The organism is Flavobacterium potami, assembly GCF_020026915.1.
Taxonomy (GTDB): Bacteria; Bacteroidota; Bacteroidia; order Flavobacteriales; family Flavobacteriaceae; genus Flavobacterium; species Flavobacterium potami.
Map to the genome: position 1 here is coordinate 129,522 of NZ_JAINUY010000009.1, position 24,823 is coordinate 154,344.

The window sequence follows — 24,823 nt, forward strand, 5'->3', positions numbered from 1 at the left end:
TGATAGATTTTTAAATTATAGTCCGATTGATAATCCAAAAAGGACTGATTTAGTTGATGGATATTTCAACCCATTCGCAGTATCCAATTCAGGATCCCAAAGCTTGAAATTTGAAACATACCATAGATTATTTCCGCTGATGTAAATTCTCAAACCTTGCAAATACAATCTTTCTGCCATGGCTTTTGTTAGTGAATACCCAATTTCCATTGTTTTTAGACGTCCAAAACTCATGTCTTTTTTCCACCACGTAGAAGCAACGGCATTGTTCGCATTTGGTCCGTAACTCAATCTAGGCCAAAACACATCCTGACTCGGGTTTTCTTCTGTCCAACGGTCTTCATAATTAGAATATATATTTCCTAAAGTTCCTGTTCCGCTTCCCGGGATGAAATTAGAACCACCAATTATTCTTTCTGATTTTCCAATTCCTTGGAAGAAAAAACTAAAATCGAATTGTTTGTATTTTAAATTACTTCCAAAACCATATACAATTTGAGGATCTGTTGTTCCACCAATAAAACCTTCATCTAAACCACTGATGATTCCGTCGCCGTTTCTATCTTCGTATTTAATATCTCCAGGTCTTAGAGAAGTTCCAAATGTAGGCACTGGCAATCCTGGCACAAGAACACCTGGTGCACTAAAATCTTCATCTGTGTATAATCCTTTTGCGACATAACCCCATAAGGTATTATTCTGAATGCCTGTTCCCGAACGATAAGTTCCTTTTACAGCATCGGCTTCGTCTCTTTCTGTAACTTTGTTTTCTACGTAAGTAAAATTGAAACGCCAACTCATAAAGAAATCTGCCGTAATTTGCTTGTTGAAATTGAATCCTACTTCAAGACCTTTGTTTTCCATTTTTCCGAAGTTGGCCCAAGGTGCATTGATAAATCCTGCTTGCGTTGGAACCGTATTTCTTTCTACAAAAATGTCTTTTCTCTTTTCTTGGAAAATATCCACAGTCAAATCCATCATATTGAATAATCCTAATTCGATACCAATATCTGCTTTGGCTACTTTTTCCCATGTTAGATTGCTTACTCCAATCTGACCTTCTTCAATACCTTCAAATTTTACTCCCTGCCCTGTACCGAACCAGTAATCTGAATTGTTATTATCACTAATTGTAGTCAGGTAAGCAAACCTTCTGTTACCTCCAATATTATCATTTCCTACTAATCCATAAGAACCACGGATTTTCAGTTTATTGAAAACATCTTTATACGGTTCCATAAATTTTTCTTCAGATGCAATCCACCCCATTGCGACAGAAGGGAAAAATCCGTAACGGTTTCCTTTTGCAAAATTTTCAGATCCGTTGTAACCAAAGTTAAATTCTCCAACATATTTTCTGTCAAATGTATAAGATGTTCTTCCTGCCAAACCTTGATGCTTAAAAGCCTGAGGTGCTGTTCCATCATTATAACTGTCCTGATTGTACAATAAAAGACCACTTAAATCATGTTTTCCAAAAGCACGATTATACGTTGTATTTGCCTCCAGATAAATACGTCTGTTTCCAAATGCAGATTCTGTTTTGTAACCTAAATATTCCTGGCCATAAGCTTGAACAGTTCCGTGAATCAAGCTTCCATCTAAATCTCTTTGCGTTGCCACATTATAATAATCAGGCGACTTACCACGAACAATTCTGTTTTCTGAATACGAATCAAATGAGTAAGTAAATTTGGCTTTTAATCCCGGAGTAAGCCCTTTCAGATCTTGTTCTAATGAAACCAAACTTTCAATCTTACTTCCGCCTTGTTTATAATACCCTTGTTGTGTACCAACCGCCCAAGGGTTTTCGCGTGCAAATACTCTCGGAATTTTACCGTCTGAATAAATTGCAGGATGTACAAAAGGAGTAGTTTCGAATGCAGTACCAAATAAATAATCTGTGCTTGTATTTGCTTTGTTTATGTTTTGTAGAAATCCGCCAATATTTACTCTCAACAAAGTCGTTTTGGATACGTTTACATCTACATTCGTACGAACATTTGCTCTATTCAATCTCGTTTCAGAATCATAGGTCTGATTAGGATCTGCAGCCATAATACCATTTTCACTATAATAAGAAGCGGTCAAGGCATATCTCAAAATTTCTGACCCTCCGGCAACATTCAAATTCGATCTTGAAGTAAAAGCATAATTCTTCGTTATTGCGTCTATCCAGTTTACATCTGGATACAAATCAGGATCATAGTTACTGGCTGTTTTCGAAATACGATCATCTGAATACAATTGCGGTCTTCCCTGTTCTGCTGCTAACTGATTTAACAAAGTCATGTAGGGAGCAGCCTTGATAAACTCAGGCAATTTTGTAGGTTCCTGAATAGAATATTCAGTTCTGATCTGAATAGTTGGAGTTCCCACAAAACCCCTTTTAGTATTGATCAAAATTACACCGTTTGCTCCTCTTACTCCATAAACAGCACTTGCGGCCGCATCTTTTAAGACAGAGAAAGATTCAATTTCTGAAGGATCAAGATCGTTTAGGTTTCTTTCGATTCCGTCTACCAATACAAGCGGATTTGTTCCTCCTTTGAAAGTGGAAATTCCACGAATCTTAATATCTGATTGGTCGTAACCCGGTTCTCCAGATCTTTGCACCGCCATAATACCGGTTACTTGTCCTGCCAAATTATTTCCTAAAGTACGGGCAGTTCCTACTTGCAAAAGGGAAGGTTTTATAGTTGCAATTGCGCCCACAACCGAAGCTTTTTTCTGAGTTCCGTAACCGATTACTACAACGGCCTGAAGATCGCTGGTTTCATCTTGCAGGGTTACTTCCATTTTTTTTGAGTTATTGACAGGCATTTCGACCTCCTTCATCCCGATGTACTTAAAGACAAGTATTGCTTGTGAAGAAGATACTGTAATAGTAAAACTTCCATCGAAGTCTGTTGAGACAGCATTCTTTGTTCCCTTCTCAATTACGGTAGCACTGGGCAGAGAGAGTCCTTTTGAATCGACAACAGTTCCTGTTATTTTTAGAGGATCTTTAGTATTGCCTGTTTGGGCGTGAACGGTGCCTGCACAGAGCATTAGAAAAAATAAGCAAATCAATCCAATTTCATTAAGCTTTAATTTACTCCACGTAAATAAGCCCAAATGACTGGATGACATTTTCCACGTCGTTTTAATTTTCATTTTGGTTTACTTTTTTGGTTTGGTTATTAGTTAGTTTTAAATAAAAAAGCTTCTTTTAATAATTCACTTTAGTATTTCAATCGCAATACAAAAATCACGTGGGGTATGAATTGTATTACTTTTAAGACATCGTAAAATATGGTGTCTTTTTTTGCAGATACTTTAATTTATCTCTTAAAAAAATCTCTTTATTTTTTGACCAAATTAGGAGAATCATAACGTTATTTTAATCCCATTTTGTTTCAAAATTGTGTTCAAATCATTCATCCAGCACCCGAAAACACTGGAAACAAGCAATATGAATCAAATTGAAAGCGAAATGAGAGGCAAATAGAAATGTTCTGTTTACAATGATCCAATTACTTTAAATTAAAAACTTAATAAGGAAGCTAAATTGGGTTCTTGCACTTGTGTTGAATCGAGTTTCGTTTCCAAAAAAAGTACTAATAATGGTCTATCAAAATTTCAGGTCTCTTTTAAGGGATTTTATTCTAAAACAATTTTCTACTCGATTACTATTAAAATAAAAATTCTTTGCCCAAATAATCGGTACATGAAATACAAGGAATAATAGATTGGTAAAAAAAATGGATTGCTTTCAGGTACTTTGAAAACAATCCATCACATTATAACATTTTACAACTATATCTTTCTTTCTATTTGATTAATTGTGCTTTTACTCCTTCATTAGTAATCGTAACAGGTTTTATAAAACCGTTTTCATCAAAATGCATTTCCTCAATACAGGTTTCTCTAGAATTGGCATGAGTTTCTGCGATGGGTCTTCTGTGATAAACGATATAATACTTTTCGGAATTCGGGATTTTTATAATAGAATGATGTCCTGCTCCCACAGCAATTTTATTATCCTGTTCTAAAATCTTTCCAACTCTTTTAAATGGTCCCATCGGAGAATCTGCAATAGCATATGCAACACAATAATCTGGTCCAGTCCAGCCCCCTTCTGACCACATAAAATAATATTTATTGTTTTTGATAAACATAAAAGGACCTTCAACATAATTTTCTGGAGTAATTTCCTTGAAGATTGTTTTGTCTTCAAAAGGAATAAATCCGGTAAAATCTGCTTTTAGTTTCGCAATATTGCAATGTCTCCAACCTCCATAAATTAAATAACATTGACCGTCTTTGTCTCTAAAGACAAATTGGTCAATAGGCTGTGCACCATTATAAAATTTATCCACTAATGGTTTTCCTAAGTAATCTTTGTAAGGTCCTTCAGGTTTTGAGGCCACAGCAACACCAATTCCACCCATTTCATTATCGTTCTGAATGTCATTAGCTCCAAAAAACAGAAAGTATTTATTTTTCTGTTTTATGATAGATGGTGCCCAAATGGCTTTTTTTGCCCATTTTACATTCGAAGAATCCAAAACTTTTTCATGTTTAGTCCAGTGTACTAGATCTTTTGAAGAAAAAGCATCGAAAAAAACCTGTTTCTCATAAGCGGCCGAAAATGTGGGATAAACCCAATAGGTTTTATCAAAAATAATAGCTTCAGGATCTGCATACCAACCTTTGAATATTGGATTATTATTTTTTTCCTCATTCGCAATTGCAGTTTGTGCGATTGTTTTTGAACATGAAATAATAAGAATAAAATATAAAATCTGTTTCATGAAAATTTGAATTAATTAGACCATACTTGTGAAGGTTCGGCATCTACTTTCATTTTTAAATTCCCACCCTTTTTGATTGCCGCCAATTCAATTGAAAGCTGATTCAAATTGTTATCATTCAGTTTTACTTCCTGAAGATAAATATTGGTTTTAGAATTGTTTTTTACATCAATTACAAAAGTTGTTTTATCAGCTTGTTTAATGGTAATTTTATCAAACAGCGGACTTCCAATTTGAAACGACGAATTAATATCTGTCAATCCTTTCACATCAAACAATCCTATTGAAGACATTACATACCAAGCACCTAATTGTCCCTGATCTTCATCCTGCCCGTAACCATAACCATGAATTCCTTCTGTTCCATAAAATTCATCGCAGATTGCATGCACCCATTTTTGAGTCAGATAAGGTTTTCCTGAGAAATTAAAAAGCCATGAAATATGCAAATTAGGCTGATTCCCGTGATTGTAAAATCCAGATAATCCTGCAAAAGCATCAATTTTGGTTCCGCCGCCAAATACGTTTTTTTGAGACTTTGTAAAAATTTCATTCAAACGTTCATTGAAAGTTTCTTTTCCTAAAGTTGCAACCAATTCTTTTACATTATGAGGCACATAAAACGTATACTGCCATGCATTTCCTTCCTGATAGCCGCGCCATGGTTCAGACGGATTAAAATTTTGAATAAATTTTCCGTTAGCATATTTGGGTCTAATAAAAGCCGTTTCTTTGTCATAAAGTAATTTCCATCCATCAGCCAATTTGATTAATTTTTCATAATCTTTGGTTTTTCCCAATGCCTTAGCAAATTGTGCCACTGCATAGGCGCTATAGGAATATTCTAAAGTATGAGAAGCAGAAAATCCAGAGCCTTCTGTATTCGTTTTAAAATCCATATTATCTAAAAATGGAGAATATCCCAATTCTACAAATTGTTTAACATCCATTTTTCCTGCACCTTCAATTCGGTCTTTCCATTCCAATTCGTTTTTTAATGCTGCTTCATATCCTTTTTCCACATCAAAATTTCGGATTCCAGAATTATAGGCAGATGCAATGGCAAGTCCAGTAAAATTTGTTCCCACTCCAGAAACGTATTTACTATTTGCAATTCCATCTCCAAGCCATCCAGCATCTTTATAAACAAGTAATTGTCCCTGAACCCAGTCGGCATAATATTCCGGATAAGCCAGCGCCCAAAGTTGCGTTAAGTTCCAAAAACCTCCCCAAATGGCATCGGTATTATAATAATTATACTGTGGTTTTCCTTTTCCGTCAATCGGAATTTGACCAACCTGACCGTTATTCATCGGGTAAGCACCATTCACATCGCTTCCTAATCCACGGCCCAATAAAGCGTGGTATAAACCAGTGTAGAATTTGATTTTATCATTTTCATTTTTTCCTTCAACCGTTATTCTTCCCAAATAATCATTCCACACGGTTTGATTTTGTTTTTTTGCAGCATCAAAATTTAGATTTTTGGCTTCGGTTTCCAGATTCAATCTTGCATTGGCAATTGAAGTATAAGACAACCCAATTTTAACCGTTATCGTTTCATTTTCTTTCGTATCAAAAGTCAGATAAACTCCAGCTCCTTCTCCTGCAATTTCTTTATCACCTGCCTTAGTTTCTTTTTTATTGAATACTCCGTAACTCGTTGGTTTCTTATCTAAAACAGCAGAAAAATACATGGCTACATCTGCACCTGTTTGATATTTCTTTACATATTCTGGAATTGTGACAACGTAGCCTTCAATTCTTCCGTCTTTGGTAATAGTCACTTTTGAATCTTTAACCGCTCCGCTCTCCCCTTGTCTGTTTCCTATATCAAATATAATATTCGACTGAGAAGATTTTGGAAAAGTATAACGCTGAAAACCGACTCTTTTTGTAGCTGTCAATTCTGCTTTAACTTTATAATCTTTCAATAAAACAGCATAATATCCTGAAGTTGCATATTCGTCTTTTCTATCAAATCTTGATCGGTAACCTTCGTCGGGATTATCAAGACTTCCTGGTATAGTTTGTAATTTCCCAACGGAAGGCGCCAATACGATTCCTCCGACCTGAAATTCATGCAAACATGCAAAACCTTCAATAGAAGTATCTCTGTCATCATAACCTGTAGCTTCCCAACCATCTTTATTGCCCAAATGTCCATTTGTAGACGGACCTAATTTTGCCAATCCAAACGGCATGGCTCCCGGAGTATAAAAAAACCAACGACTATGAGCAGTTCCAATATTCGGATTTACATAATCTGATAACTTTTTAACGGATTGTTGACCTACAGCGAAATTACTAGTCAAAGAAACAACCGTTATAAGACAGTATTTCAAAAGTATATTTTTCATATTCAATTATTTTAATGAGATTGTAATTCCGTCTTTAAGAGTTCCGGAACTGATGTATGTTTTTCCATCAAGCAAAAGACTTACATTGATCTTTTGAATTTCTGTGTTGATGTTTCTTTTTCCTTCTATTTTAGCCACTTTAATCGAAACTTTTTCATTTTTTCTTTCTGCGGTAAAAGTGACTAAAGCATAATCTCCTTTTTCAAAACCGAATCCGTCTCCTGCATCTAAGTATAACTCCCCTTTTGCTGTATTTTTTTCGTTAAGACAGACAAAAAGACTTAAAGGATCAAAAGAGTTCTCTCCTGCATTCTGAATTACTTTCCCAGCCGGAATAATAGTTCCGCCTTTAATACTCAATTTTGCCTGATACTTGTCTTGTTTCTCTCCTTCGATCAAATTTAATTCTTCCCAAATTCCGGTTGGAAGAATCGGATTTTTCGCGAAAGCGGGAACAACTAAAAGATTTTCTCCTAACAAAAAAGCTTGTTCTTCCGTTCTTAAACGTGCATCTTTACTATCTGCAAAAAACACAGGAGCCATTACTGGAAGTCCTGTCTTAGAAGACTCATAAAAAAGTGTATACAAATAAGGCAATAAACGATAACGACGTTCTAAGGTAATTCGTGATGTTTTTTCTATTTCTGCGCCAAATGCCCAAGGTTCTTTATCATTAGTTCCTGCACAGGCATGACCGCGTGCAAAAGGCATAAAAGCGCCAAAACCAAGCCAATTCGCCCATAAATCGCCGTCTGTATTTCCTAAGAAACCTCCAATATCGGGTCCGTTAAAAGGCTGTCCTGATAAACCTAAAGTTAGCGACATTGGCACCGAAAGTTTCAAATGATCCCAACCTGCGTAATTATCTCCCGTCCAGGTTGCCGCATAACGTTGCCCACCAAGTAAATTTGATCTGGTAAGAAGGAATGGACGTTTCTCAGGATTGGTTTCTAAAATTCCGTTGTAAGATGCTTCAACCATCAAACGGCCATAAGCGTTATGATACAGTAAATGCGGACCTTGCGGTAAGTTTCCGCCGCCTTTGTGTGGTGTCTCATAAGGCATTGTTCCTAAACGTTTGTTTTCTGGAAAATCATTATCATTTACAGCGGGTTCGTTCATATCGTTCCAAACACCGTCAATTCCTGTATTTAAGAAATCCTTGTAAAGTCCGCTCCACCAAGTTCTGGTTTTTGGAGAAGTAAAATCAGGAAAAGCACAATCTCCTGGCCATACTTTACCATGATATTCTTTTCCGTTATTTTGCATGACCCAAACATTATCTTTCGAACCCGATTGATACACTTTGTAATCTTTATCGACTTTTACTCCGGGATCAATCATATAAACAGCTCGAAATCCTTTTTGATGTAAATTATCATTTAACCTTTTCGGATTAGAGAATCTGATGCTATCAAAAGTAAAAACTCGATACCCCTGCATATAATCAATATCCATCCAGATCACATCGCACGGAATTTTCTTTTCTCTAAAAGTATTGGCAATTTCCATCACCCGTTTTTCACTGTCATAAGAAAATCGACATTGATGATAACCCAATGTCCATCGAGCAGGAAGTTTTATAGTTCCTGTAAGTTCAGAAAGTCCTTTGATCACTTCTTGAGGAGATGCTCTGTCAATAATATAAACTCTGAACAAGGCACCTTCGGCATTATAAATAATCTGATCCGAATTGGTAATCAACTCCGCTTTCCAAGAACTGTCAAATATAATTCCGAAAGCCGAACCGTCTTCACGCACACCCATAACCCACGGATGTGTTTGGTACAATCTCTTCCCACCTTCAACGCTATAAGCACCTGTATCGGTATTCCATAATTTTATGGATTGTCCGTTACGTAAAAGCGGACCTGTAACTTCACCTCCTCCATACAAACTTATATTTCCTTTAAGATTTAGAACAGCTGTAGCTTTATTATTTTTTAATGAAAACTCAGGAATCAGAGACCAATTTGCAGGTGCTTTACCTTTTGATTTTGGTTCTGAAGCCAATATCAATGATGGCGTTTTACTCTGATCGAAGCCTTTTGGAATAAATTCTACAATTCTGTTTCCGACCAAAGAAGTTTTTTCTAGGGCAACTTCTTGAGCATTGACGATGGTTATAGACAGTGACAAAAAGGCCACTGAAAATAAGGTGGTTTTAAAATTCATGGTGGTTAGTTAGTAAATTGAAATGTTAGTAAACTATTATAAATCAACAATTACAAACATACTAAAACGATTTAGTATATTTGTAAAAATGTTGATTTATTTTCTTTATTTAACCTTAAAAATGTTTTTAAAGTGAAGGAATATTCAGCGGAATCCCCGCTGCTTCTGGCTTTCCAATTACCGGATTTCCTTTTTTATCCCATTGTATTTTTTGCATTCTTGGTGATCTTTTCATTCCACAACCTTCTCCCGGATTTGAATTGGCATGATATAAAATCCAGTCTTCTTTTCCGTTTGGTGATTTAAAAAATGAGTTATGTCCAGGAGCATACACTTTATTTTTATCCGATTGTTGCAAAATTGGATTATCGGATTTTACCCAAGCCGAAGCATCCAATAAATTGTTTTTTCCTGTAAAAGTTAACAAACCCAAACTGTAATTATCAGTCCAACAGCCGCTTGCCGAGAAGACTATAAATACTTTTCCGTTATGCGACAAAAATTGAGGCCCTTCGTTTACATTTACCTGTGGCGGATTTACATCATCATGCAAAGCACCAAATAATTCCCAAGAGTTTGTTGGACTCGAAATGCGAACTCTGTCTCCGTCAATTTCTGTAGGCGACTTCATTTTGGCGATATAAATATTCTGCTGACCATTGGTATCTCCTTCCCATCCCGACCAGATCATATACAATTGATTTTTAAATGTGAAAATATTTCCATCAATTGCCCACTTATCAGTTTTGGCAGCTATTTTTCCTTTAAAAATCCATTCGCCTTTCATTGGGTCTTTTGAGGCATTTTCTAAAACATACATTCTGTGTGTATTATTAGAACCATTATCTGCTGCAAAATAGGCGTACCATTTTCCGTTAATAAAATGAAATTCAGGAGCCCAGATCTCAGCCGAATAATCTGTATTTTTTGGCGCAATCCAAATGGTTTTCTGTTCTGCATTTTTAAGATCTGCCAGATTTTTGGTTTTAAAAAGAACCAAACGATCCTGCATTGTATGGGTATAATAGTAATAACCGTCGTGGAAAGTACTAAACGGATCTGGACCGTATTCTAAAATGGGATTGGTAAATGTTTTTTGGGCAAATAAAATAGTGTTTCCCGCAAAAAACAAAATCGCAATCAGCAGTTGATTTAATGCGTAATTTTTTCTCTTCATAGGTTTTGGTTTACGACACTTTTGTGTCAAGTTTATTTCGACTTTTAGTTGAATTAATTTGTTTCGATTAAGAAAATAACTTTTAAAATTTTCATTTTGTATTTTTAAAAATATAAGTAATATTGCAATCGTTGTTATGGCTACAATTTTGAATTCTGCCAAAACATTTTTCTAATTTTTTATCAATACGATAAATTATCTATTAAAAAAATATCATTTCAATTTTCGACCAAAGTAGGTTATTGCTATTGTAGTTTTAATCTCATTTTGTATCACAATTGTGTTCAAATGATTCAAATTATCTTTTGAAAGCATTGAAAATAAAGCATTAAATCAAAATGTATGCGCGTGACACAAGTTGGTATGCTATTTTTATAAAAAATTTATTAAAACCTTTATCATGCAAAGATTTTTCAAAATAAGGACATTGATTTGTCTTTTCTTTTTGTCAACTTCCATTTTTAGTCAGGAATATTATTTCAAACATTATAAGGTAGAAAATGGTATGTCTAACAATACCGTTTTGGCATCGCTTCAGGATAAAGATGGATTTTTGTGGTTTGGAACCAAAGACGGTTTAAATCGTTTTGACGGTTATCATTTTAAAACATTTCGAAGCGGATCAGATCCTAGAACTTCTCTCGGAATCAATTATATTCAATCCTTACACGAATTCAAAAATTACATTTGGGTCGGAACGGATAAAGGACTGTATTCGTATGATAAAAAGTTAGAAAAATTTACTTTCATCAACGAGGCAATAAATAATCGAATTAATGATATTGACAACGATCTGAAAAATAATTTATGGTTTATTTCCATAGGAACTTTAATCAAATATAATGTCGACACCAAGGAAACCCGAATGTTTGATGGTAGAAACTCTTTTTATGCCACTTCGATTGCCTGCGATTCTAAAGGTGTTGTCTGGGTTTCTTCTTATGATGATTTATATCGTTATTCTGAGGCTACTCAAAGTTTTGATAAAATTACCGTTCAAATGCCCAACAGCACTTTTTCGATTTCTGCTATTTATGCCTTAGACGCCAATTCTATTTTAATTGGAACAAGAGATCATGGTATTTATAAATATGATGTTGCAACTGGAAAAACAGCTTCTTTTATGGCTGGAGTTGAAAAACCAGTTTTTGTACGTCAGTTTAAAAGAAATAAAAACGACTTATGGATTGCCAGTGAATCTGGGGTTTACATTTACAACCTACAAACCAAAAGCGTTAGAAATCTGCGCAAAAGTCCGAGTGATCCTTATGCGATTTCAGATAATGCGGCATATTGCATTACAATTGACAAAGAAAATGGTATTTGGATCGGAACTTATTTTGGAGGTGTAAATTACCATCAGAAACAATACGATCAGTTTAAAAAGTATTTTCCTCGAAAAAGTGAAAATGCCATTGTGGGAAGTGCCGTTCGTGAAATTCACAAAGACGACAAAGGAAACCTTTGGATTGGTACCGAAGATGCGGGAATTAATAAATTTAATTTGCAAACCAAGAAATTCACCAATTATCAACCCAATGGAACCAAGTCAGGACTATCTTTCTATAATATTCACGGCGTTTTACCTCGGGGAAATAAAATTTGGCTAGGGACTTTCGAACATGGACTAGATATTATGGATGCCAATTCTGGACAAATTATCAAACATTACGACCACAAAAACGCAAGTTTTAAAAGTGATTTTATTGTTTCTTTTTATGAAACTCCAGACAAAAAAATATATGTAATTACTTCTGTTGGAATTTATTTATATGATGATACAACGGATCAATTTACCATTTCAAGTGATTTTTCTGAAAGCACTCATTTTACCTGTATGTTCAGGGATAAGGATGGTAATTTTTGGGCGGGATCTTATCGCGACGGACTTTTTTACTACAATCCGAAAACAAAAGAAAAAGCAGTTTATCGACATGATTTTAAGAATGAAAAAAGTATAAGCAACGACTTCATCACTTCTATTTTTCAGGATAAACAAAACAATTTATGGATTGCAACAGAAAATGGTTTGAACTTATTGGATGTTAAGAAAAGAGAATTCAAAAAATTTAGTACAAAAGACGGATTTTCGAGTAATGTAATCTATTCTATTTTGCAGGACGATGCAGGAAATTTATGTATTACTACCTCAAAAGGATTGGTCAAGTTTAATTATAAAACCAAATCGGTTAAAATTTTTACTATCGCAAATGGTTTATTGAGTGATCAATTCAATTACAGTTCGGCGTTTAAGGATTCAAATGGAGATATGTATTTTGGAAATCTTAATGGAATGATCAGCTTTAATCCGAAGAGTTTCAATACTTACAAATACAACCCGCCTATTTATATTACCGGACTTCAAGTTAACAATCAAGAAGTTATTGTAAACGACGAAGATTCTCCGTTGGACGAATCGGTTTCTTATATTAAAAAAATCACTTTAAAAAACGATCAGTCTAATTTCAATATTGATTTTGCAGCGTTGAGTTATACTGCGCCCGAATTAACACAATATTGGTACAAACTGGACGGCATTAGTGATGATTGGGTGTATTTGAATAAAAACAACAAAGTCTTTTTTACAGAACTTCCTTCGGGTGATTATAAATTCAGAGTAAAATCATTAAGCGCTGGCGGAATCTGGAGTAAGGAGGCTGTGGTTGGTATTACTATTTTACCTCCATTTTGGGCAAGTAATTACGCCTTTTTTCTTTATTTCTTATTAATAGCCGGATCTCTTTATTGGCTTTTAAAAAGATATCATCATATGAATATCAAAGAAAACAACAGAAAAATTGCTACACTTAATAATGAGAAAGAAAAGGAAATCTATCATGCCAAAATTGAATTTTTCACGAATGTTGCGCATGAAATCAGAACGCCTTTAACCTTGATTAAAAGCCCTTTAGAAAGTCTTTTAAAAAGAAGTTATGAATCTCCTGATATTATTCCGAATTTATCTTTAATGGAGAAAAATACTTCTCGCCTTTTAAATTTAGTGAATGAACTTTTAGATTTTAGAAAAACCGAAATGGAAGGTCTAGGTTTGACATTTGTTGAAACTAATATTTCTGTTTTAGTAAAGCAATTGCAATTACAATTTACTCCCTTAAGTGAAGAAAAAAATATTCATGTACAATTAGAATTGGGCGAGAAAGACGTTTACGCTTTTGTTGATGAAGAAGCTATCCGAAAAATCCTGAGCAATTTGATTAGTAATGCCTTAAAATATGCAAAAAGTGAAGTTGTGATTACTTTATTCAGAGATGAAAACTCTTTGGAATTCATCGTCAAAAATGACGGGAATCTGATTCCGAAAAACCTTAAAAATAAAATTTTCGAACCTTTCTTTAGAGTTCTAGGTTCGGAAACACAAACAGGTACAGGAATCGGTTTATCATTGGCGCATTCTTTGACCGAACTACACAATGGGACATTAAACCTGCAATTTCAGGATGCTTCTATGAATACCTTTGTTTTGAAACTACCGCTTCGCCAGCAAAGTGAATTTCATTTGTATAAAGACAATTCGGAAAATTCAATAAAAGAAACCAACGAAGAATTGGAAAATGAGGTTACTGCTAAAAATACTAAAACACAAATACTGATTGTTGAGGATAATTTAGAACTGCTTCATTTTATGCATAAAGAACTTAGCAAAGAATATAAAATCTTTAAAGCAGCAAACGGTGAAGAAGCTTTGAAAGTAATTCATAACGAAACCATTCATATCGTTATAAGTGATATTACGATGCCAATTATGGACGGAATAGAATTGTGTGGCCGTATCAAATCTAATCTTGAAACGAGTCATATTCCGGTTATTTTGTTAACCGCTTTAAGCGCAGTTCAGTCCAGAATTCAGGGCTTAGAATCGGGAGCAGATGCTTATATTGCAAAACCATTTTCAATGGATTTCATTTTGGCGCAAATCACTAATTTGTTATCCAATCGCCGTCATTTAATGGAGCATTATGCGAGTTCTCCATTATCGCATTTAAAAACAATAGCACATAATAAAGTCGACGAAGATTTCATAAAAAAACTGGATGACATTATCAATCAGAATATGGCAGATACCAATTTAAGTGTCGAATCGTTGGCAGATATTCTGCACATGAGTCGTTCGACTTTGTATCGCAAAATAAAAGATATCACTAATTTAAGTCCAAACGAACTCATTAACAATGCACGTTTAAAAAAAGCGGCAGAATTACTACTTTCTGGAAAATACAAAGTCTATGAAATTGCTGAGATAGTAGGATATAATTCGCAATCCAGTTTTAGCAGAAACTTTCAAAAAAGCTTTTCTATGTCTCCTTCGGAATTTGTCAATAATGAAAAATCAGGAAGTTGATTTATTGTGTGGTGATGATGCCTTTGCTAAATGCTACTCTAACTGTCAATCCATTGGTATTTACAAAAGAAACGTCGCCGTCCAACTGCTCTGCGAGTCCTTTAATTAAGGTGGTTCCGAGAGTAGAAGCAGTATCAATATCAAAATCAACGGATAAACCAATTCCATTATCGCTGATTTCAAGTATTGTTTTTAGGCAATTTGCCTTCATCATTATTGTAATAGTTCCTTTGCTTTGCTCAGGAAAAGCATATTTAATTGCATTAGTTACTGCTTCATTTAAAATAAGACCAACAGAGATTGCCTGTGTTTCATGAAGGTAAACACGATCAATATCTACTGAAAAATCAATTCGTCCATAGAGTCCAAAAGTATCTACAAAATTTTCCAACAAATCATCAATATAGTTTTTCATTTCAATTTCGCGTACAATATCTGTCATATAAAGCTTCTGATGAAGGAGGGAAATTGCATACAGCCTGTGCTGACTTTTCTGAATGGCTTCAAAAGCTTCTTCATTTGTCAAATTACTGGATTGCGATCGTAAAAGGCTCATTACAATCTGAAGATTATTTTTTACTCTATGATGAATTTCCTTCATAAGTGATTCTTTCTCGAAGACTAACTTTTGAAGTGCATTATTTTTCAAATCAATTTCATTTTTCTGGCTCTGCAAAAGTCTATTATTTTTCTGTTTAGACTTGTAACTTTTCCAGAAGACAAATAGGCTCATCAGTAACGCAATGACTAAACCACTTCCCCACTTAATCATATTTACAGCCTGATTTGTTTTTCCTTTTTCCTGCACCATATCAAGTTTCAGTCCCGCAAGTTCTTTTTCTTTTTTCTCCAAGCTGTACAAAATCTGTAATTCTTCAATCTGTCTATTCTTTTTTTCATTAAAAATAGAATCATTTAAAGCCTTGTATCTTTGAAAATATTGAATTGCAGAAACATAGTTTCCCTGTGCTGAATCAATTTTAAACAAATACAGGTTAACTTCTTTAATCTGATTTAGCTCCACAATTCCTTTAGGAAAATGAAGTGACTTATGAAAATAACTTTTCGCTTTATCCAGTTTTTTATGCTTTTTGTAAAACATTCCTGTCTCAAAATAAGCCTGAGATAAATTAATCAAATAAAAAGACGGCACTTTATTTTCATAGAGTTCAATCATTTTCAAATAATTATATTCTGCTGCATCAGTCTTATTATTTTTATCGTAGCAAAAAGCGAGAGAACTAAGAACACTAGCTTTGTCTGCGTTTTTCTTTGGAGGAAATTCACTAATCGTTCGCTCTACCAAGTCTAAAGCTTGGTGCGGTTTTTTTATTTCGATAAGCTCTCTGGCTAGTAAATCTGTAGCTTCATATAAATTACCATAATCTATCTTTTTTTCAGATTTTAAAAGAAAAACTGATTTCTTCAAAAAATCAATACTAATTTCATGATGTCCTAAATCTTTATATGCTAAAGCCAATTGTTCATAAAAAATTGGAGCAGCCCTAAAATCAGCCGTTTCTTCCATGCTTTTAACGCACAAAAGTGAGTAATAAAGATGTTTTCCAAGATCTCCCTTTAAACGCTGAGTATCAGCAAGCAAATCATAGGTATAGTGGAGGTTTTTATAATTTATTTTTTTGTAGATTTTTAAAACCTGAAGCAGTTCTTTCTCTGCCAATTCTAATTTACCCAGATTTAAATGAGCATCGCCAATATTTTTTAAAACATAGGCATATTTTTCGTTTAACCCAAGAATTTTATACAACCTTTCTGCCTTTTCAAAACTCTTGATGGCATCTTCTATAGTAGTATTAGATCTTGGAGATTTCCAAAATAGTCTTCCCCCCATAACCTTCCACACTTCTGCTTCTTCTTCAAACTTTTTATTTTTGTGATAATAAGTTGCAGCCTTTTCTAAATTACGCACCCCTTCAGGATATTTGTTTTGTTCAAACAACAGTTCGCCATAATAAAAAATACATCTGTAAATAAGGTCCTGATCTTTAATCTGAATACTTCGGTTGAAAGCTTTATCAAAATTTGCCTTCGCCTTGTCCATATCTTCTTTAAAGCTGTCCGGTTTATAGAGAAAGACAGCTCCATTTTCCAAATATGTTTTTATAACATTTCTTTCAGATAAAATCTGTTTTTTATCTGAAGACACTGATTTTGAATTAAATGATTTTGGATAACAGCTGCAGTTCAGCAAAATAAAAATGAAAATGCACTTTACAATACAGTGTCGGGTCATATTTGATGTACAATAAATGTTTAAAGAAAAAAGGAACAAAAAGAAAGGTTCCCTTACAGTTTTTAAAAGTACATAAAACCAAACTGCATATCCAAATATTACCACAACAAGTTAACAGGAATAATATTAAAAATAGTTTAGCAATAATCTCAATTGATAAGGTTTTAAAAAGCTATACAATGCCTATACAAGACTTTTGACACCCAAGAATCGGATTATATTACTCCTCCTAAAAACCATTATTAATCATTTTTGCATCGGTAATCATTGATCAATTCCACTACAATCAGTGATTCAAAAACTAACTATTAATAACCAAAATCAAAACCAAAATGACAAATCTAATTAGGATTAAAAAAGATCCTGATAGCTTGTCTGGATTTAATTTGAAAAAGAAAATCATGCTCTTTTGTGTGTTGTTTTCTTTAAGTCAAATTCAGGCATATGCTATTGGTTCTAAGAGTACTGTAGAAACAAAAAATGTACTGGAACAAAAAAACATCAAAGGTCAGATTAATGATGAAAATGGTATGCCACTTCCGGGAGTTACCATTTTAGAAAAAGGAAGCAAAAATGCCGCCTTAACCGATTTTGACGGGAAATTTACTTTGAAAGTAGATAACGAAAATGCTGTACTAGTAATTTCTTTTTTAGGCTATGAAACAAAAGAAATCAGTGTCAAAGGTCAAACTTCAATTACTGTAAAAATGCAGAGAACTACAGCATCACTAGAAGAAGTTGTTGTAGTTGGATATGGTAAGATGAAGAAAAAGGATTTAACTGGAGCTATTGTTCAGGTTACGCCAGACAAGCTTGCAAACCAAAACCCGCAAACAGTTCAAGATGTTTTAAGAGGTACGCCTGGTGTACGTGTGGGTTATGATCCTTCTGCAAAAGGAGGCGGAAATATCCAGATTCGAGGACAAACTTCTGTTTATACGGCTAGTAATAACGAAAGAACTGGAGGACCTCACAATTCTCCGCTTATTATTTTAGACGGAATGCAGTTTTATGGAGAACTATCAGAAATCAATCCAGATGATATTGCCCAACTTGATATTTTAAAAGATGCTTCCGCAGCATCTGTATACGGATCTAGAGCGGCGGCAGGGGTTATTCTTATTTCTACCAAAAAAGGGAAAAGCGGTAAACCTACCATCAGTTTTACTACCAACACCACCATTAGTAATAAGAGTGCTTATCGTAGCGTATATTCACCACAAGGATACTTAAAATATCGTGAAGATTGGGAAACAGCTCAAACTTATGGTGTCAATACTGCAACTGGACAATACGAAGCTTTTATAACAGGAACTGTTGCACCTGGTAAACCCGGATATTTTTCGAATCCAAATGATTTAGCAAAATGGGGCATTACCGAAGCGCAATGGCTTGCTTATCAGCCAGCTTCACAGACAAATGGAAAAAGTGCCAAGGAAGTATGGGGAACCCGTTTAGGCTTGAATTTTGATCCTTCTCTAATGGCCAATTTCTTAGCTGATAAAACACACGATTGGAGTAACAGCTCTTTCAGAACAGGCTTTAATCGCGATAATAACCTGAGTATTTCAGGAGCCGCTGAGAGAATTAACTATTATATGTCTTTTGGCTATCTCACTTCGCAAGGAGCAATTGTTGGAAACGATTATAGATCTGCACGTTCTAACATGAAAATTGATGCAAAAATTACAAATTGGCTTGAAATGGGAGTTAATGTCAACTTTCAGGATCGATCAGATGGAGATATTACCCCTCTTTTAGGAACCAGTGCAGGTGATAATAATATGATGAGAACCAGCCCTTTTGGAACTTTCATAAATGCAGATGGCAAATATGAGAGACAGCCAATGGGTAAAAATGTCTCAGGACAGAATTATAATTATTATTACGAACGCCAGTTTATTGAGCAAGAAAGAGGTTATACCATATTGAACACTATTTTCAATACAAAGATAACTTTTCCTTTAGGTATTACGTATTCCTTCAACATTGCTCCTCGTTATCAATTTTATCACAGACGTGATTTCAGGTCAACACAGAATCCGAACTGGCCTGCAGCGACCACTGGAGCAACCAGAAATAATGATATGCGATTTGATTATAACCTCAACAATACAATTACTTGGGATTATACAATTGCTGAAAAACACCATTTTGTTGCAACTTTCGTACAGGAAGCAGAAGAACGAAGATTTTGGTCAGATGGAATGGATGCATTCAATATTCAGCCTTCAGATGCTTTAGGATTTCACAATGTTAGTACTGCGACAATGGCAAATAGTGCGCTAAGATCAGATGACAGACATGAAACAGCAGATGCTTTAATGGCAAGACTCTTCTACTCTTTTGATAATCGTTATATGCTAACAGCAACTATTCGTCGGGATGGATATTCGGCATTTGGAGCTTCAAATCCCTATGCGGTTTTCCCTTCTTTTGGTGTTGCGTGGACTTTCAAAAATGAAAACTGGTTCAAATGGGATGCGATGAGTACAGGAAAATTACGCTTGTCTTGGGGAGAAAATGGAAACAGACAACTTGCTGATCCGTACATTTCTCTGGCAAATTTAGTAAATACTGGAACAATGGGTTATTTAGACGCTTCTGGAAAAGCACTTGAAATGAAATATTTAGCTCTTGACCGTATGGCAAACCCAAGTTTGGAATGGGAAAAAACCAGAGCAACAAACATCGGTCTTGATCTAGGTTTTCTTCGTGATCGTATTACAGCGACTTTAGATGTTTACAGAACTTCTACTAAAGATATGATTATGAGTCAGTCATTACCTGGTTTCACTGGTTTTTCATCTATTGCAACCAATCTTGGGGAAGTTCAAAATCAAGGTTTTGAATTGAGTGTAAATACCCTCAATATGAAAAGATCAAACTTTGAATGGCGTACTACATTTGGAATCTCTTACAACGAGAATAAAATCAAGTCCTTGTATGGCAATATGATTGATGTTAAGGATGCAAACGGTAATGTTATAGGAAGAACAGAAGGAAATGATTCGGCTAATGGCTGGTTTATCGGCAGGCCGATTACTCAAATCTGGGATTACAAAGTGACGGGAATCTGGCAAAAAGACGAATGGCAAGAAGCGCAAAAATACGGTCAGCGTCCTGGAGATCCAAAAGTTGAAAACAGTTATACGGCAGACGATGTTGATGCTGTAGGACCAGATGGTGTAACCTATAAAAAAGCAGTTTACAATGAAAAAGACAAACAGTTTTTAGGAAATTCAAATCATCCTGTACAATGGTCTTTACGTAATGATTTCAAAATTTGTAAAAATTGGGATTTAGGGATCAGCATGTATTCTTATATGGGAGGCAAATCGCTTAACTCAAATTACATGAACACATTCAACGATGCTAGTTTGTATAAATTTAACTTCAATCCTTATGTTAATCCATATTGGACACTCGACAATCCAACCAATAAGTGGGCAAGACTTGACGCTAAAGGTCCTGCAGGAACTCCAGTAGCACCAGGAAGATTGTACGATCGCACCTTTCTTCGTTTAGACAACATTTCGTTGGCGTTTTCATTACCAAAAGATCTTTTAGAACGCGCTCGTGTTAAAAACCTAAAAATTTATGCCTCTGTTCAAAACGTGGCAACATGGGCCGCTTCTAAAGAATGGAAGTATTATGGAGATCCGGAAACAGGCGGGTTGGCGACAAGACAATTCAATATAGGTTTGAATGTACAACTTTAAAAATTATCCAAAATGAAAAAATATATACAAAATAAATTTTCAAGACTAGTGCCATTTATCTTAGTGGCCGCTCTATCTAGTTCTTGTTCAGAAGATTTTCTGGAAGCAGACCCGCTTTCGTTTTACGAACCTGAAGCGACATTTTCTACAGAAGCTGGATTACAGGCAACATTAGCATTGTGCGATAAGCAGTTGCGTAATAATTACATTCATTATAGTTTTTCTGGTGTAAGTGTACCAATTGGCTCAGAATATCTTTTCTCTGATATGGCGCAATATGGAAAAACAGATACCGGAAGTAATACTGCTGATTATGCTGCTACCATTGTTCCGACTGGAGATTTTAGAAGAGATCCAAGTGGTGAATCTCTTTATCTTGGATTTATGTGGACGGAAGCTTACACAGGAATCAAGAATGCTAATACGGTATTAACCTATATTGGTAATGTGACCAGTCTATCTGAGGAAGTTAAAAATAAATATATTGGACAAGCTTATTTTCACAGAGCATATCGCTATTTAAATCTTGTGTATCAATTTGGAGATATTCCGTTGATTACTAAAATTTTGGAAGTTCCGAAACAAAGTTATTATTCTACCAAAAAAGAAGCCATTATAGAAATGATTACAGCAGATATGGAAAAAGCTGTACAATGGGTTCCCGAACAATCAAAAATTGGCTATGTAGGGATGGTTAGCAAAGGAGCTTGCCGTCAGTTGCTTATAAAATGTTATTTAGCATCTGGAAAATTTGCAGATGCAGAAGCACAAGCTAATATTTTGATCAACCAATCTGGTTATTCTTTGGTTCAAAACACTTTAGGTATTTTTGATCCAGGAGGAAATCCTACTGCATGGCCCATTACAAGAAATATAATCTGGGATTTACACCGACCAGAAAACAAAGTAATCGGAGCGAATACCGAAGCTATTTTAGTAGCGCCAAACGGAGGAGCACAATCCTTTTTAGCATTTGCTTCTATGAGGATTTTTGGACCCAACTGGAATGATGCCAATTTAATTACTCCTGATGGAAAAACTGCAGCACCACGTTTCCCTTTGACTGATAAAACAAATTATAACGCAAAATACGATTACCAGAGAGCTATAGGTCGTGGTATTGGTACAATCAGTGGTTCTTATTATTCGCAACATCCTATGTGGGTAGTAAACGGCATTGAAGACAAACAGGATCTTAGACATAACAGTACCGTTGGAAACTGGGTAAATATGGAAGATCTTAAATATGCTCCAGGAGCAGGTGGAAGCGCCACATGGGCTGGTCAGAATTTTAGAATGAAAGATGCAACTGGAAAATTGTTGGCACAAGATTCTATTCGTGATTGGTATGATTTCCCACATTATAAAATCTTTATGCACGATGTCGTGGCTGAAGCTAATCCGGCGGCAAACGATTTTCAGGGTGCTACAGCAGGTGCCAGTGCGCATTTGTACATCTATCGCTTAGCTGAAACCTATTTGTTACGTGCAGAAGCTCGTTTCTATCAAGGAAATGTTTCAGGCGCTGCTCAAGATGTGAATGTTGTAAGAGCCAGAGCAAAAGCGACACAAATGTATACTACAGTAACTATAGGTGATATTTGTGCTGAAAGAGGAAGAGAACTTTATCTGGAAGAATGGAGAAATGTGGAGCTAAAACGTATTTCGCATTGTTTAGCCATAAGTGGAAAACCAGATGAATGGGGAAATGTTTACAGCATATCGAATTGGGATAAACAATCTGGAAAAGATGCATCTGGAGGAAGTTATTGGTGGCAGCGCATTGTACATTACACCCTTTACAATAAATATCCGGCTGGAATTGCGCTTAAACCTGGTGTAAAGTTTTATTCAATGGACAAACGTAACAACTACTGGCCCATTCCGTTCAGACTTGCTATTGAACCTAATATAAAAGGACAGTTGAGTCAGAACTTTGGTTACGACGGTTACGATGCCGGTGTCAAAGTCTGGACGAAATGGCAAGATGCTGTTGAAGATGAAAGCAGAATTTAAATTTTTTTTTATTTAAGTTAAAATGATTTAAAACCAATATTAAAAAACAAAAACGAGTTGATTATTTAACTCGTTTTTTTGTTTTATTGTACTTCTACTATTTTTAATACTCCGAAAAATATAGCGAAAATACACAAGCTGGATTTCTGTGTACGTAAAACCGTACTTAATTACTCCCCTCTCAGCTTATTATTATTCAACTTTACATTGTATTTACAAATTGATTGACGAACATATATTCTAGCATTTGTTCTGATATCGAATGAAGTAAGTACAAACTATTATCTACTAACTATTTATTATTAACCATTAATTTTTTTTAAAATGAAAAAAGTTTTAAAATTAACTAGTTTGCTATTTATGATAGCATTAGTGTTTAATTCCTGTGAGAAGGAACAAAATGTCAACGAACCGGAAAGTTCTGTTAAAGACGAGCTTAAAATCGTTAACAATGATGCGTTTACAGCCAAGGTTGCATCAGAAAGTATGGCCGCTTTAGCTGCTGGTAGTGCGGGATCTAGAACAATCACACTGCAGACCAATACTTTGTCGTGTCCTGGCGGTCTTTGCACTTCTTACGGAGTTTGGTCGACTGGACTTTATACGGTTTGGTTTACTATGAAATTTAATTCCGGATTTTATTGGAGTCGAGGCGGTAAATGCGGTTACGGAATCTTAATCGGAGATCAGAATACAGGTGGCGATCCTGGATGGGATGGTAATGGCGGTAGTGCCCGATTTATGTGGTATTGTCCAAATGGATCTAATACTGCTAAAGGAAGTGGCGCTTATCTTCAACCATATGTTTATTATAAAGATCAACCAGGGCAATTTGGAAATGATTTTGGAAAAAAATATTATATCCAAGAAGGCGTGACGTATAATTGTCAAATATCGGTTAAATTAAATACGGGTTCAAATACAGACGGTTATGTAAAATATTATGTAAATGGAACCGAAATCTTGAATCAGAAAATTCGTTGGGTAACTAATAATGCTAAACGAAATGTAAACGCTGTTAGTCTCCATACTTTCCGTGGTGGAAGCCAAAATTACTGGACAGCACCAGTAACAAGTTCTATCAATTATCCTAGCGCAACTTGGGATGCATTGTAAAATTTAAAAAGATTTAAAAAACCTAAATCACCAATGTTGTTTAGCATAACATTGGTGATTTTTTTTTTTGATGTTATTATGTAAAGACTTTTTAAAATATAAATAAGAATTATTTCGGTAATTCCCATTTTTTGATTCAAAATACGGACATCGCATGAAGGCTTATTTTAAAATAAACAAAAGTTCGCTGATCATCTTTGCTGTAGCGCCCCAAATTTTATGATGGTATATCTCATAATGAGGAACGATAACTTTCTCATCTCGAATCATCATTTCGCTGGATCCGATTATGTTTGGATCAGAAAGATCATGGAGTTTTGTTTCTAAAATTGTCTCCACTTCCTTTTTGTCTCCAATAAAATTCGGTTTATATGGAAGATATCCGATAACGGGTAAAACTTTAAAATTGCTTGGTCCAATAAAAAGTTCTGTCATTGTCCCTATAACATTTACATCCTCGATTTTTATTCCGATTTCTTCGTTTGTTTCGCGTAAAGCGGTCTGGATCAAACTTTCATCTGTTGGTTCGAATCTTCCTCCTGGAAATGCAATTTGAGCAGAATGAACTCCATCATAAGACGGACGTAAAATTAGAGGTAGATAAATTTCATTTTCAAAAGGATAAAAAAGAATAAAAACCGCACTTCTACGGGTTTGTTCATTGGGTTTAAAATTAAGACGTGTCTGAGACGAATTTTGCATTATCTGATGTGCCTTTTCTCCTGGAAGAGGTTGATGTAATGCTACAGTAAGTTTTTCTATAAAAGAATGAAAAGATTTCATTTTGACGAGATTTACGTTAATACAATTCTTTGAAATTAAAAAAAAGCTGAACCTTCAAAATCAA

The 24,823-nt window shown here is 35.0% G+C and carries 11 protein-coding genes; 4 read left to right on the plus strand and 7 right to left on the minus strand.

Annotated elements, in window-relative coordinates:
• Positions 1-15 precede the first annotated feature (15 nt).
• From K6T82_RS22230 to K6T82_RS22250, 5 genes are all read right to left on the minus strand, one after another.
• The gene (locus K6T82_RS22230) at positions 16-3,156 is read right to left on the minus strand and encodes a SusC/RagA family TonB-linked outer membrane protein (protein ID WP_223710840.1); all 3,141 of its coding nucleotides are present in this window, start codon (positions 3,154-3,156) and stop codon (positions 16-18) included.
• Between the two features lie 656 nt (positions 3,157-3,812).
• Positions 3,813-4,796, minus strand: a complete 984-nt coding sequence (locus tag K6T82_RS22235) for a glycoside hydrolase family 43 protein (protein ID WP_223710842.1) — start codon at positions 4,794-4,796, stop codon at positions 3,813-3,815.
• Between the two features lie 11 nt (positions 4,797-4,807).
• On the minus strand, positions 4,808-7,156 hold the full coding sequence (locus K6T82_RS22240) for a GH92 family glycosyl hydrolase (protein ID WP_223710844.1): 2,349 nt from the start codon (positions 7,154-7,156) through the stop codon (positions 4,808-4,810).
• 6 nt (positions 7,157-7,162) lie between these two features.
• The gene (locus tag K6T82_RS22245; protein ID WP_223710847.1) at positions 7,163-9,331 is read right to left on the minus strand and encodes a TIM-barrel domain-containing protein; all 2,169 of its coding nucleotides are present in this window, start codon (positions 9,329-9,331) and stop codon (positions 7,163-7,165) included.
• 127 nt (positions 9,332-9,458) lie between these two features.
• Complete coding sequence (locus K6T82_RS22250; RefSeq protein WP_223710849.1) at positions 9,459-10,508, minus strand: glycoside hydrolase family 43 protein; 1,050 nt, start codon at positions 10,506-10,508, stop codon at positions 9,459-9,461.
• Positions 10,509-10,908: 400 nt separating this feature from the next.
• Between K6T82_RS22250 and K6T82_RS22255 the strand changes: the two genes are divergently transcribed.
• A complete protein-coding gene (locus tag K6T82_RS22255) occupies positions 10,909-14,868 on the plus strand; it encodes a hybrid sensor histidine kinase/response regulator transcription factor (protein WP_223710851.1) in 3,960 nt (1,319 codons plus the stop codon).
• A 1-nt stretch (position 14,869) separates the two neighbouring features.
• On the opposite strand, the gene K6T82_RS24635 is transcribed toward K6T82_RS22255, so the two are convergent.
• On the minus strand, positions 14,870-17,035 hold the full coding sequence (locus K6T82_RS24635) for a tetratricopeptide repeat-containing sensor histidine kinase (protein WP_223710853.1): 2,166 nt from the start codon (positions 17,033-17,035) through the stop codon (positions 14,870-14,872).
• 419 nt (positions 17,036-17,454) lie between these two features.
• On the opposite strand from K6T82_RS24635, the gene K6T82_RS22265 reads away from it, so the two are divergent.
• The 3 genes from K6T82_RS22265 to K6T82_RS22275 all read left to right on the plus strand — a co-directional run bounded on the left by K6T82_RS22265 (position 17,455) and on the right by K6T82_RS22275 (position 23,976).
• Positions 17,455-20,844: a SusC/RagA family TonB-linked outer membrane protein gene (locus tag K6T82_RS22265; protein ID WP_223710855.1), complete on the plus strand. Its 3,390-nt coding sequence runs from the start codon at positions 17,455-17,457 to the stop codon at positions 20,842-20,844.
• Positions 20,845-20,856: 12 nt separating this feature from the next.
• Entirely contained in the window at positions 20,857-22,860 is a 2,004-nt protein-coding gene (locus tag K6T82_RS22270) for a RagB/SusD family nutrient uptake outer membrane protein (RefSeq protein ID WP_223710858.1), read from the plus strand.
• A gap of 324 nt (positions 22,861-23,184) precedes the next feature.
• On the plus strand, positions 23,185-23,976 hold the full coding sequence (locus K6T82_RS22275; protein WP_223710860.1) for a polysaccharide lyase: 792 nt from the start codon (positions 23,185-23,187) through the stop codon (positions 23,974-23,976).
• Positions 23,977-24,138: 162 nt separating this feature from the next.
• On the opposite strand, the gene K6T82_RS22280 is transcribed toward K6T82_RS22275, so the two are convergent.
• Positions 24,139-24,759, minus strand: a complete 621-nt coding sequence (locus tag K6T82_RS22280; protein WP_223710862.1) for an NUDIX hydrolase — start codon at positions 24,757-24,759, stop codon at positions 24,139-24,141.
• Positions 24,760-24,823: the final 64 nt, after the last annotated feature.